Consider the following 11789-nt stretch of genomic DNA (forward strand, 5'->3'; position numbering starts at 1 on the left):
ACTCGCCCTACGCTTGATGAGCCCAAAATCCCAGGCCCGAAGGCACCAGGCACGGATCAATGCTTGGTGACTTTATCCAGGTAACCCATGGCAAACGCCGAGATCACGAAGGTCATGTGAATGATCACGTACCACATCAGGTGCTGGGGATCGACGTTCTTGGCATCCATGAAGATGCGCAGCAGGTGGATCGAGGAAATCGCCACGATGGACGCCGCCACTTTCATCTTCAGCGACGAAGAGTCCATGGTGCCCAGCCAGTTGAGCTTTTCCTTGTTGTCATCAATATCCAGTTGCGAGACGAAGTTCTCGTAGCCGGAAATCATCACCATCACCAGCAGCCCCCCCACCAGGGCCATGTCGATCAACGACAGCAGCACCAGGATCAGCTCCGACTCGGCCATCGCAAAGACGTTGGGCAGCAGGTGGATCACTTCCTGGAAGAATTTCAGCGCCAACGCCAGCAGCCCGAGGGACAAGCCGAAATAGATCGGCGCCAGTAGCCAGCGGGAGGCGTACATTGCATTTTCGATAAAGCGTTCCATGGAATCTCACACAGCTTGGCTAGAAATGGCGGCGAGTATATCAGCCACGCACATTGCGCCATAACCACCCGGAAAACTGACCTGTAGCGCTTCTGTAAGACAATTTTTCTGCTAGTGTCGGCCTCATCAACGTGGCTCGATGCTGCCGGACAGGAATCTCAAATAATGGATGTGCGATCTCCCTTGGCCAGTCTTGGCCTGTGTGTGGCGTTGCTGGCGGCCGGCGGCTGCTCCCCCAGCGACGAGCACAAGCAAGCCAGTCTCGAAGAAAAAACCGCCCAGTTCGAGCAATCCCTGGACACGATCCAGGATCCCCGCCTCAAGGAAGCCGTAGCCGAACTGGGCGGCTCGTTGCTGTTGCTGGAGCGTGCGCGCATCAAGCTCGACACCAAGCCTGTCGAGACCGAGTACGGTGAAAACACCCTGGGCGCGCTTGCGCACTACCCGACGCCACAAGCACTGGTGGATACCTACATCAACGGGCTATTCGTCCTGCGCAAGAACTCGCACTCGGACTACCTGACCGACCTGCAACCGGTGTTCCCGTTCAGTTTCAATATGCCGGACCAATTCCCTTTCCCCCACGGCCTGGAATGGCAATCGGTAACCTTGAGCAACAACAAGATCATCCCGTTCCAGCCGGAATGGTCGGAAACCGACCCCGGTATCCAGTTGAGCCCCAGCAGTTCCAACCTGACCAACCCGGACGACCTGACCGTCACCTATCCGTTCATCGAAGGCATCGAGACGGACAACAAGAGCCAACCCCAACCCGTCACGCTCAAGGGCCAGGTCGAGGTCATCGCACCGCGTAAAGTCCTGACCTTCGACCTGACTCGCAAAGACGTGGGCCAGAAACGCAGCGAGGAAAACATCACCCTGACCCTCCTGGCCCTGGAAAACAACTACGCCGAGATCGAACTGACCAACACCGCGCCCCTGGCGCCGCAAGTGGCGGATGAATCGCCCAACCCACTGCTGGTCCAGGCCCGGGACACTACGGGGCAGTTTCTTTCCCGCTCCGGCTCAATCAACGAAAGCGCCGCCCAGGTGGCGTTCTACGAGCAGCAACTTTCGCAGATGCGCAAGCAGAAAACCTGGTCCGACGACTTTGAGAAGCAGCTGGGAGACGAGCAGAAAGCCTTTGAACAAAAGCAGGCCAGCCACTACGCCAAGGTCTACTTCAATGGGCAGATCGATAACCTGCAGGTCAACGTGCTGGACTTTTCCGAAGCGACCGTCACCCGCAAGGACCTTGAGCTGCCGATACGGCGCTTCGACAAAAACAGCCTGGAAAAAACCGTGCAGGCCCTGCCCATGCCGGTCACGGTGTATGACGACCAGGCCGCAGACTGGCTCCAAAGCGCCAGCCTCTCCGAAGACCAGTTGAAAAGCAGCATCAGCATCAGCCAGTCAGTGGAGGACGCCAGCGCCGCCCACATCGCCTTTGACCATCCTTTCACGTTCAATGACGACCTGATCGGCTCGACCCGCACCAGCAGCGATGCACCACTGACGTTCTTTACGGCAAACGATGAAGGCAAGCGCGGCGAGCCCATCGAGTTGCCCACCGAGGCCTTTGAAGTCGACCCATGGCGCGGCACGATCACCTACGACCTGAATTTATTCCCGGAAAACCCAGGGTTTGCCGTGGGATCAATCCCGCTGTTCCTGGCCAGCATCGAAAAAAGCACCGTCAGCACTGCACAATTGCCCAAGGGCCTGTCGGTCCAGGACAACGCGCTGATTGTCGACCAGGCGCTTTTCCCATCCGATAGCTGGCGGTTCTTTGCCAAGGACGCCAGTGGCAACTACTTGAAGGAAATCCTCGGCGTCAGCCATCGCGCCCAGGAATACGGCACCGCACTGTTTGATGTGCATTACTTTTATGGCCAGCCGACCGAGTTTGAAACCTACCAGCGTACGGCATTGAACACGGTGCAGTACGGCTTTGAAATCAAGCTGGACAAGCCCGAGACCAAATAGCCCGCAGGTCTACAGGTGCAGGGCCTGGGGCCGCCCACCATTAAGCTGTCGCAGGTGGGCTTGCAGGTGAATGCACCAGATCTGCGGGTCATCGGCCAGCTCGTAGCCGTGCAGGGTCAGGCTTTGCACGATGGACTCAAGAATATTTTCCGCGACGAACGGCCCATGGAAGGGCCCTTGGGACTTGATGGTCGAGGGCTGTTCGCCCGTCATTCCAGCGGCAAACAACAAAGTCCACATCCCGGTATCCCCCGCTAGAGGGCGAATGGAACATTCAATTCGGGTGACCAGGCCCAGGCACTGGCGGGTGAGGCAAAGGCTGCGCGGCATGGCGGCGACCCTCGGTAGATCCGGTGTTCAGCCTCCAGATACAAGGCTGTCTCTATCCCATGACTCCTGTAGATGTCCCTTGAGCTGAGAATAGAAGAAAACCGGTACAAACCAAGGTTGTAGGGACCAACGGCGGTTGGCCCCGAAAAATCCAGTCAAAATCATGACACGCTTTCTGTAGGAGCGAGCTTGCTCGCGAAGGTCTCAAGCACAACGCGTTAATCCAGAAGACACGCGTTATCGTTGTCGATCTTCGCGAGCAAGCTCGCGCCTACATGAGTGAACGCATCAGGTGGGCTTGGCCTCAGCCAACGCCTGCTGCGCCAGTTCCTTTTCCGCTTCCTTGAGGTCTTCTTCGCTGATCATCTCGGCAATGGCTCGCAGACGCTCAACCACACGGGCGTTGACGCTGCCCTCGGGGAATTGCCCTTCGGCATCCGGCTCACCGGCCGGCTCGCCCACCAGCAGGCTCAGCGCCTCGTCGGCCTGGCGCACGGCATACACATGGAACTGCCCTGCCCGCACCGCCTGCAAGACCTTCTCATCGAGCATCAACGTCGCGACGTTGGCCTGGGGAATGATCGCGCCCTGCTCGCCGGTCAAGCCACGAGCTTCGCACAGACGGAAGAAGCCTTCGATCTTCTCGTTGACCCCGCCCACTGCCTGCACTTCGCCAAACTGGTTGATCGAGCCGGTGATGGCAAAGCACTGCTTGAGCGGCGTCTTCGACAGCGCCGAAATCAACGTGCAAGCCTCGCCCAACGAGGCGCTGTCGCCGTCGACATAACCGTAGGACTGCTCCAGGGCGATGCTCGCGGAGATCGCCAGGGGGAATTCCTGGGCATAACGGCTACCCAGGTAACCGGTGAGGATCATCACGCCCTTGGAGTGGATCGGCTGCCCTAGGTTGACCTCACGCTCGATATCGACGATGCCGCTGCCACCCGGGTACACCGTGGCGGAAATCCGCGCAGGTACACCAAACGCCGAATCACCGACCTCCAGCACCGTCAGCCCGTTGCACTTGCCCACGGCTGCGCCGGCGGTGTCGATCAGGATGACCCCGGCGAGCATGTCGTCAAGAATCCGCGCCGATACTCGCCCGGTACGCGTGGCCTTGGCCTTCAACGCACGCTCGATATGCCCGGCGTCGGTACGCTCGTCGCCCGCCAGGTGACGAATGAAGTCCGCCTCGCTGACCAGTTGGAACAGATCCCCGATACGCGCCGACAAACGCCCCTGATGCTCCGCCAGCCGTGCGCTGTAGGTTGCCAGCCGCGCCACCGCATCCGATGTCAGCGGCGCCATGCCTTCTTCCGAGGTCCGGGTTTTCAGCAACTGGGCGAACTGCTCCAGGCTTTCATCGACCATCGGGATGTCTTCATCGAAATCCACCAGCACCCGGAACATCTCCTGGAAGTCCGGATCCAGGTCTTGCAAGGTGTAGTACAACGAACGGGCGCCGATGATGATGACCTTGACCTGCAACGGGATCACTTGCGGATTGAGGGTCACGGTGGCCAGGCGGCCCAGTTCGCCCAGTGGCGATTCCATCTTCAGCTTGCGCGATTGCAGGGCCCGCTTGAGGGCGTCCCAGACAAACGGCTCGCTGAGCATTTTCTCGGCTTCCAGGATCAGGAAACCGCCGTTGGCGCGATGCAACGCACCGGGGCGCAGTTGCCGATAGGTGGTGTAGAGCGCGCCCTGGTCGGTGCTGTATTCGATCCGGCCGAACAGGTTGTCGTAAGTCGGGTGTGGTTCGAACACCACCGGCGCGCCACCATTGAGCGGATGGCCCACCACCAGGCTCGGGCAGTACTGCTCTTCGAGCAGCTTGCGCGCCTGGGCGTCGGTTTTCGCGTCGTCCACCAGCAACTCGACCACGGTCTTGAGCAGATAGACCTGCATCGCCTGCAGGTAACCGCAGACACCGGCGTTCTCGGCGTACTTCTCGGACAACGGTGCCAGCAACGGCTGCAAGGCCAGGGTGATGGTCTCTTCGTTGAACTGGCGCATCTGGTTGTTGGACTCGCGCTTCCACTGCGGCAAGCTGGCGAGTTCTTCGTTGAGGCGCTCTTCGAGCTCGGAAATATCGGTGTGGAAACGCTCGCGGTCGACTTCCGGCAGTTGCGAAAACTCGGCCTCATCCAGGGCCTTGCCATCGAGCATCGGGGTAAAGGCGATGTTGCTGCTGTCACGGTACAGCGCCACGTCCTTTTCCAAGGCCAGGCGCTCGATCACGTCCAGGGCACGGTCGTAGCGCTGGTTGAAGGCACGGTCGATGGCACTTTTGCGCTGTTGATACGTCGGGTGCTCGAATACCGCCGGGAACGTGGCGACCAAATTGTCGACCAAACCACTGATATCGGCGATGAACGGGGCCGCACCGCCCGCAGGCAATTCCAGGGCGCGGGGCTCGCGGGGTTCGTCGAAGTTATTGACGTAAACCCAGTCTGCCGGGGTCTGCAGGCGCTTGCCTTCAGCCTTGAGGTAGCGTTTGACGAACGAAAAGCGACCGGTACCGGGCTCGCCCATGACAAACACGTTGTAACCGGGGCGTGGCATCGCCACACCGAACTGCAATGCTTCAACCGCGCGTTCCTGGCCAAGCACACCGCGAAAGGGCTCCAGATCATTGGTGGTCGAGAAGCTGAACTGTTCAGCGGAGAAAGGACGAGTCAGCGCTTCGGGCGCTAGACGCAAGCTGGCAGCAACAGGATCAGGCATCGGGCTTCCTTACATCAGGCGGGGCAATGGCGGCATTCTGGCGCCGTGCGTAGCCGGCTGGCAAGGCACGACTGAGGTAAAGCATAGACACGGGATGCCGCCCGTAAAAAAACCAGTCTGCATTGATTGTTTTACAAAAACCCACGGAACCCTTGGAACATGCCTAAACTCCAAACTGCGCGGGTTGGACTAATAACTGGCCCCTAGGGCGCCATGAGGCGCCTGAACCCTTGTCCATTGGTTTGCACACAAAGAGAACAAAGCTATGAAACGGATCCTTCTCGGTACTCTCTTCACCGTCGTCTCCCTCAATGCAATGGCTGAAGCACCAGGTGGCCCGAACTGCGGTTGGGGCAACATGCTGTTCGAAGGCCAGCGCGGTACTCCCGCTCACTTCCTGGCTTCCACCACCAACGGCACCTCCGGTAACGCCACCTTCGGCATGACCTCGGGCACCAACGGTTGCAGCACCAACAGCGCGCTGACTTACGGCGGCAAATCGTGGATTGCCATGAATGGCATGATGAACGAGCTGTCCGAAGACATGGCCAAAGGCAATGGCGAAGCGCTGACCACCTATGCCGTGGTCCTGGGCGTTGCTCCAGAGGATCGTGATCACTTCGCAGCAGTGACCCACGAACACTTCCAGCAGATCTTCAGCAAGGCTGACGTGACCGCCGAAGACGTGCACACCAACACCCTCGCCATCCTCAAGGGCGATGCCCGCCTGGCGAAATACGCCACCCAGGCTTAAGCTCGACCTGCCCGCGCCCTACCCGGCGCGGGTTTTATTTTTTGGACCTGCCCGCTTTGGGTCTTTATTTATTCCGACTTAAGTTGCCCCTATGCTCAAACGCCTTGCCTACCTGGCACTCTTCGCCTGCGCCCCGCTATCTGCGGCGCCGCACCTTGATGATCAACGTTTGCAGCAACTGGCCAATGATCCGTTCTGGCTCTCGCTGGGGCACTACGAAGCCGGCAAGATCAGCGGCTGGCGCAGCTATGTCAGCGACCAGAAATTCTTTCTCGCCAAAGACGGCGCGCACCACCCTGACGCCGAACTCAAGGCCACCGTAGAGGCGCTGTATGCCCCGGCCAGCCTCGGTGAAAAACACACCCAATGCGTGTACCCGGCCCGTACCCGCTGGCTCAAGGACCAGTTGCAACTGACTGACCTGCCGGCCGTGGACTGTGTCGAGTTCAAGCAATGGTTCAAGGACGTCGCGCCCCACAGTGCGGTGATGATCTTCCCGGCAGCCTACCTCAACAGCCCGTCCTCGATGTTCGGCCACACCTTGCTGCGTATCGACCAGGCTGACGTACAGAGCAACAAGACCGCGCTGCTCAGCTACGCGATCAACTTCGGCGCCTATATCGAAGGCTCGGACAACAGCCTCCTCTATGCCTGGAAAGGCCTGATGGGCGGTTATCCTGGCCTGTTCGCCCTGGTGCCCTACCAGGAAAAACTCTCCGAATACCGTAGCCTGGAAAACCGCGACCTGTGGGAATACCGCCTGAACCTGACCCAGGTCGAGACCGAGCGCATGGTCGAGCACGTGTGGGAGCTCAAGCAGATCCAGTTCGACTATTTCTTCTTCGATGAAAACTGCTCGTACCGCCTGCTGGAACTGCTGCAAGTGGCCCGCCCGGGCCTGCGCCTGACCGAACAGTTCCCGCTCACCGCCATTCCCACCGACACCGTAAAAGCGGTGAAAGACGCAGGCCTGGTGGAGAAAATCGATTATCGCCCGTCCCGCGAACGCGAGTTGCTGGAGCGCGCCAAGCCGCTGGACAGCGACGAGCAGCAATGGGTATTGAAGATCAGCGATGACCAGAAACAACTGCAAGACCCGGCATTCAAAGCCATCGGCAAAGATCGCCAGGCCCTGATCATCGACGCGGCCTACCGCCTTGGCCGCTACCGCGCCAATGGCCTGGAGCGCGACGCCGAACGCTCCCAGCGCAGTTTCGAATTGCTGCGGGCAATCAACCAGAACCCCGCGCCTGACCTGCAGATCGAACGCCCGGGCCTGCCCGAGAACGGCCACGAATCACGCACCTGGCAGGCCGGCATCGGCACCCGGGGCGACAAGGCCTTCGGCGAATACGGCCTGCGCATGGCTTACCACGACCTCAACGACAACGCCGAAGGGTTCCCCCTGGGGGCACAGATCGAAATCCTGCAGATGAAACTGCGCCAGTACGAGGGCAATAACTGGCAGTTGCAACAACTGGACCTGGCGACCATCCGTTCACTGACACCACGCAATGACTTGCTGCAACCGTTGTCCTGGCAAGTCACCGGCGGCCTGGAACGGGTATCGGGCAAACACAACGACGAAACCCTGGTCAGCCACGTCAACGGCGGCGCCGGCGGCACCTGGCAACTACGCGACGACATGCTTGGCTTCGCCCTCGGTACCGTACGCGTGGAACATAACAATGACTTCAGCGAATTCATCTCCCCCGCGGCCGGTTTCAACACCGGCCTGCTGTGGAGAAACCCACTGGGTAACCTGAGCCTGGAAGCCAAGGGCGATTTCTTCACCAATGGCGAAGTACGGCGCAGTATCAGCCTCAATCAACAGTGGGAAGTATCGCGCAACCTCGGCGTACGCCTGAGCGCGCAGCGAGAGTTCAGCCACTTGGCGACGCCGGTGAACGAGGTAATGCTGGAAGTGAAGTGGTATCACTACTGACCCGCCTCCAAAGCCCAACACAGATCTAAATGTGGGAGCGGGCTTGCTCGCGAAGGCGGTGTGTCAGTCGGCACCTATATTGACTGATATACCGCCTTCGCGAGCAAGCCCGCTCCCACATTGGGTTTGCGTTTATCCCTGAGCATGTTGCCCTGGCGGCCAACCCAGTGACATAGCCTCCCAACAGATTTCTCACCCCCCTTTCACATCTCCTCAACGAATCGCCTCCTAGACTTGCTCTATCAGCCGTTCAATGGCGTTGGAGTATGAGATGTGGCGGTTCGCGGTAATGCTGGGCGTGGTGATGGCGCTGTCAGGGTGCCAATCAACCCACGATCAATTGCTGGCCAAAGGTTATCCACCGCCCTTCGCCGACGGTTTTGACGATGGCTGCAACAGCGGGCGCCAGGCAGCCGGGGTGATCACCGGAGAGTTTCGCAAGGACGTCCCACGCTATTTAAAAGACCATGCGTACGCCGAAGGCTGGGAGGACGGTTTTCGCCAGTGCAAGGCCATGCGCGAGAGCGAGGAGCGTAATGACTACAGGGACCGCCACTGGGACGAGCGCGAGCGCGCCTGGCAGCAAGAGAAGGATCGCGACGCCGCACGGGCCTATCGCAGCCAATAAAACCTCTGTAGGAGCTGGCTTGCCAGCGATGGCGGCCGGAAGATCAACGCACCAGCGTCTGCCATCATCGCCGGCAAGCCGGCCCCTACAGTTGATCAGCGTTATGGCTTAGACGATGCCCTGCGCCAGCATCGCGTCAGCCACTTTCACGAAGCCCGCGATGTTCGCGCCTTTCACGTAGTTGACCCGGCCATTTTCCTCGCCGTAGTGCACGCAGGCATGGTGGATCGACTGCATGATGTTGTGCAGCTTGCTGTCCACTTCACCGGCGGTCCACAACAGGCGCATGGCGTTTTGGGACATTTCCAGGCCACTTACCGCCACGCCGCCGGCATTGGATGCCTTGCCCGGAGCGAACAGGATGCCGGCGTCGATAAAGATATCCACAGCCTCAAGAGTGGTCGGCATGTTGGCGCCTTCGGCCACGCAGATGCAGCCGTTGCGCAGCAAGGTACGTGCGGCTTGAGCGTCCAGTTCGTTCTGGGTCGCACATGGCAGGGCAATATCGCAGGCCAGTTCCCATGGGGTTTTGCCGGCGCAAAATTCCAGGCCGAAACGCGCGGCCAACTCGCTGATACGCCCGCGCTGCACGTTTTTCAGCTCCAACAACGCCGACCATTGCTCCTCGGTCAAACCGCTTTCGCAATACAGGGTGCCTTCGGAGTCGGACAGGGAAATCACCTTGCCGCCCAGGTCCATGACCTTGCGCGCTGCGTATTGCGCAACGTTGCCAGAGCCGGAAACCGCCACGCGCTTGCCTTCGACGCGCTGGCCTTGGCGCTTGAGCATTTCTTCAGCGAAGTACACACAACCAAAACCGGTGGCTTCAGGGCGGATCAGGCTGCCGCCGTAGCTCATGCCCTTGCCGGTAAACACCGAGGTGAATTGATTGCTCAGGCGCTTGTACTGACCGAACAGGAAACCGATTTCCCGGGCCCCAACACCAATGTCGCCAGCAGGAACGTCTACGTCCGCGCCGATATGGCGGTACAACTCGCTCATGAACGACTGGCAGAAACGCATGACTTCAGCGTCGCTCTTGCCCTTGGGATCAAAGTCCGAGCCGCCCTTGCCGCCGCCCATGGGCAGCGAGGTCAGGGAGTTCTTGAAGGTCTGCTCGAAGGCGAGGAATTTCAGCACCCCCAGGTTGACCGACGGATGGAAGCGCAGGCCGCCTTTATAGGGACCAATGGCGCTGTTCATCTGGATACGGAAACCGCGATTGACCTGGACCTTGCCCTGGTCATCTACCCACGACACTCGGAAGGTAATGGCGCGTTCCGGCTCGCAGATGCGCTCCAGGATGCCCGAGGTCAGGTAGTGGGGATTGGCTTCTAGAAACGGCCACAGGCTGCGTAGGACTTCTTCTACGGCCTGGTGAAATTCCGGCTGGTCCGGGTCGCGTTTTTTCAGGCGGGCAAGGAAGGATTCGACGGATTCGATCATGAAAATTCTCGGCAGATTTATTGTCGTTAATGGCGATTTGCCCAGGACTTTATCAACTCATGCTGCACCGCGACAGGGCAAAATGTCGCTTTTGTGAATTTAAATGGTGCAATAGATATAAATAACTGCGACTTGACGCCCCAAAAAGGGTATTTCAGCTTAAAGCATGCACCAACAGTTAAACCGCTTTCGCGAGCAAGCCCGCTCCCACATTTGATCGAGTTTCAACCTTGGAATGCGATCGAATGTGGGAGATTCTATGTTGCAGGGAAACCCTGCAACCTTAAATTCGGCTGATATTCGCTCTGGTTTTTCATCAGCGCGAATGCCACCCGGCAGAGCTTGCGGGCGAGGATCACCAGGGCTTGGGTCTTTGCCAATCCTCGGGCCAGGTAGGACTCGTAATAGGGTTTCCAGGTCGGCGATCGGCTAGCGGCCATTGCTGCGTTGTGAGCAAGGCGCCGTAACTCCGAATCGCCCTTTTTACTCAGGTGCCGAGGACCGGCCTTCTTTCCGGAGTCTTTTGGTCTCAGATCCATCCCCAAGAAAGCGATGAATGCATCGCCACTGGCGAAATGGCCACGCATGAAGGCTGTCGCTAGACCCGTAGCCGTAAGATCACCAACCCCTTCAATGGCTTTGCAGCGCTTGATGTTTTCGGTGATGCCTGCCTCTTTGCTGACTTTGTGCAGCAACTTCTGAATGACCAGCTCAGCTTGTTTGAAGGACTTTAACTGCTGGGCCAATTCGTCCTTCAAAAGCGGTTCGCCCGACCAACTCAGCGTTAGGCTCACGCGCAAGTTGATAAGCTCTGCACGTCGGTGCAGTAAGCTTTTCAATAGCTTATAAGCCTGCGGAGGTGGGCTCCAGAGCCGCAGCCGTTCCTGCTCGCTGCTCAGGTAGCGCGCCAGCAAACGCGCATCGCAAGGGTCTGTTTTCGCCCGTTGGCCAATGCTTTCGCGGTAATGGCTCAACCGATAAGCGTCTACAACGTAAACCCGATGTCCCATTTCATGGGCGAGTTCAGCTGTGTCCAAGTGGTAAGTGCTGGTGGCTTCCAGGGCAATTGAGCTGTTGGCAGGTAGCGTTTTGAGCCAGCGGCCAAGAGCATCGCGGTCGTTGGTAATGGTTTGAATGGCTTTGAGGTCTTCGCGGTAGGCGACGACGTCGGCCTTGGCCACATCGATACCCAGAACCGTTGGTGAAGTAAGGATTGTCATAACAAATCCTCGGAGCTAGTGTTTAAGGGCTTGTCGGGGTCTACCCCAGCGCTGGCTTGCCTCTATCGTCGGTTTTCCCGATGAATTCCTTATCGGCGCTTGGGGTAGAAAGGGCGGGACGAGAAGTCTCCCACGGTCCGTACTGGCTAGAGTCGGAATCGGGCTTTTAGTCACCGCCCACCCCTTCAAGTTTAAACATACAAGCGGG

General features: G+C 58.9%; 9 protein-coding genes. 4 read left to right on the top strand and 5 right to left on the bottom strand.

The genetic code is table 11. The annotated features are described in order from the left end of the window. Positions 1-56: 56 nt before the first annotated feature. Positions 57-545: a TIGR00645 family protein gene (locus BFQ03_RS25325; RefSeq protein ID WP_029292073.1), complete on the bottom strand. Its 489-nt coding sequence runs from the start codon at positions 543-545 to the stop codon at positions 57-59. Positions 546-710: 165 nt separating this feature from the next. Between BFQ03_RS25325 and BFQ03_RS25330 the strand changes: the two genes are divergently transcribed. Beyond that, the gene (locus BFQ03_RS25330; RefSeq protein ID WP_065944249.1) at positions 711-2531 is read left to right on the top strand and encodes a hypothetical protein; all 1821 of its coding nucleotides are present in this window, start codon (positions 711-713) and stop codon (positions 2529-2531) included. Positions 2532-2540: 9 nt separating this feature from the next. Here BFQ03_RS25330 and BFQ03_RS25335 read toward each other — a convergent pair whose 3' ends face one another. Further along, positions 2541-2861, bottom strand: coding sequence for a PA4575 family protein (locus BFQ03_RS25335; protein ID WP_032861868.1), 321 nt, complete (start codon positions 2859-2861; stop codon positions 2541-2543). A 288-nt stretch (positions 2862-3149) separates the two neighbouring features. After that, positions 3150-5588 carry a Lon protease family protein gene (locus tag BFQ03_RS25340; RefSeq protein ID WP_032861867.1) on the bottom strand — a complete coding sequence of 813 codons (2439 nt, stop codon included), beginning with the start codon at positions 5586-5588 and terminating at the stop codon, positions 3150-3152. A gap of 265 nt (positions 5589-5853) precedes the next feature. Here BFQ03_RS25340 and BFQ03_RS25345 point away from each other — a divergent pair, with 265 nt between their 5' ends. From BFQ03_RS25345 to BFQ03_RS25355, 3 genes are all read left to right on the top strand, one after another. Beyond that, positions 5854-6342, top strand: a complete 489-nt coding sequence (locus BFQ03_RS25345; protein ID WP_032861865.1) for a DUF3015 domain-containing protein — start codon at positions 5854-5856, stop codon at positions 6340-6342. A gap of 91 nt (positions 6343-6433) precedes the next feature. Then, positions 6434-8287 (top strand): Lnb N-terminal periplasmic domain-containing protein, encoded by a 1854-nt coding sequence (locus tag BFQ03_RS25350; protein WP_065944250.1) that lies wholly within the window; start codon positions 6434-6436, stop codon positions 8285-8287. A 271-nt stretch (positions 8288-8558) separates the two neighbouring features. Next, the gene (locus BFQ03_RS25355) at positions 8559-8915 is read left to right on the top strand and encodes a hypothetical protein (protein ID WP_032861863.1); all 357 of its coding nucleotides are present in this window, start codon (positions 8559-8561) and stop codon (positions 8913-8915) included. A 108-nt stretch (positions 8916-9023) separates the two neighbouring features. Here BFQ03_RS25355 and gdhA read toward each other — a convergent pair whose 3' ends face one another. Continuing rightward, the gene (gene gdhA, locus BFQ03_RS25360) at positions 9024-10361 is read right to left on the bottom strand and encodes an NADP-specific glutamate dehydrogenase (RefSeq protein ID WP_032861862.1); all 1338 of its coding nucleotides are present in this window, start codon (positions 10359-10361) and stop codon (positions 9024-9026) included. Positions 10362-10618: 257 nt separating this feature from the next. Next, positions 10619-11581, bottom strand: coding sequence for an IS110 family transposase (locus tag BFQ03_RS25365; RefSeq protein ID WP_065942825.1), 963 nt, complete (start codon positions 11579-11581; stop codon positions 10619-10621). Positions 11582-11789: the final 208 nt, after the last annotated feature.

Source organism: Pseudomonas sp. 25 R 14 (assembly GCF_900004755.1).
GTDB classification, from domain to species: Bacteria; Pseudomonadota; Gammaproteobacteria; order Pseudomonadales; family Pseudomonadaceae; genus Aquipseudomonas; species Aquipseudomonas brenneri.

Excerpts from the sequence above, each read along its gene's own strand:
- BFQ03_RS25325 (WP_029292073.1), bottom strand. The coding sequence starts at position 545 with ATGGAACGCTTTATCGAAAATGCAATGTACGCCTCCCGCTGGCTACTG.
- BFQ03_RS25330 (WP_065944249.1), top strand. The coding sequence starts at position 711 with ATGGATGTGCGATCTCCCTTGGCCAGTCTTGGCCTGTGTGTGGCGTTG.
- BFQ03_RS25335 (WP_032861868.1), bottom strand. The coding sequence starts at position 2,861 with ATGCCGCGCAGCCTTTGCCTCACCCGCCAGTGCCTGGGCCTGGTCACC.
- BFQ03_RS25340 (WP_032861867.1), bottom strand. The coding sequence starts at position 5,588 with ATGCCTGATCCTGTTGCTGCCAGCTTGCGTCTAGCGCCCGAAGCGCTG.
- BFQ03_RS25345 (WP_032861865.1), top strand. The coding sequence starts at position 5,854 with ATGAAACGGATCCTTCTCGGTACTCTCTTCACCGTCGTCTCCCTCAAT.
- BFQ03_RS25350 (WP_065944250.1), top strand. The coding sequence starts at position 6,434 with ATGCTCAAACGCCTTGCCTACCTGGCACTCTTCGCCTGCGCCCCGCTA.
- BFQ03_RS25355 (WP_032861863.1), top strand. The coding sequence starts at position 8,559 with ATGTGGCGGTTCGCGGTAATGCTGGGCGTGGTGATGGCGCTGTCAGGG.
- gdhA (WP_032861862.1), bottom strand. The coding sequence starts at position 10,361 with ATGATCGAATCCGTCGAATCCTTCCTTGCCCGCCTGAAAAAACGCGAC.
- BFQ03_RS25365 (WP_065942825.1), bottom strand. The coding sequence starts at position 11,581 with ATGACAATCCTTACTTCACCAACGGTTCTGGGTATCGATGTGGCCAAG.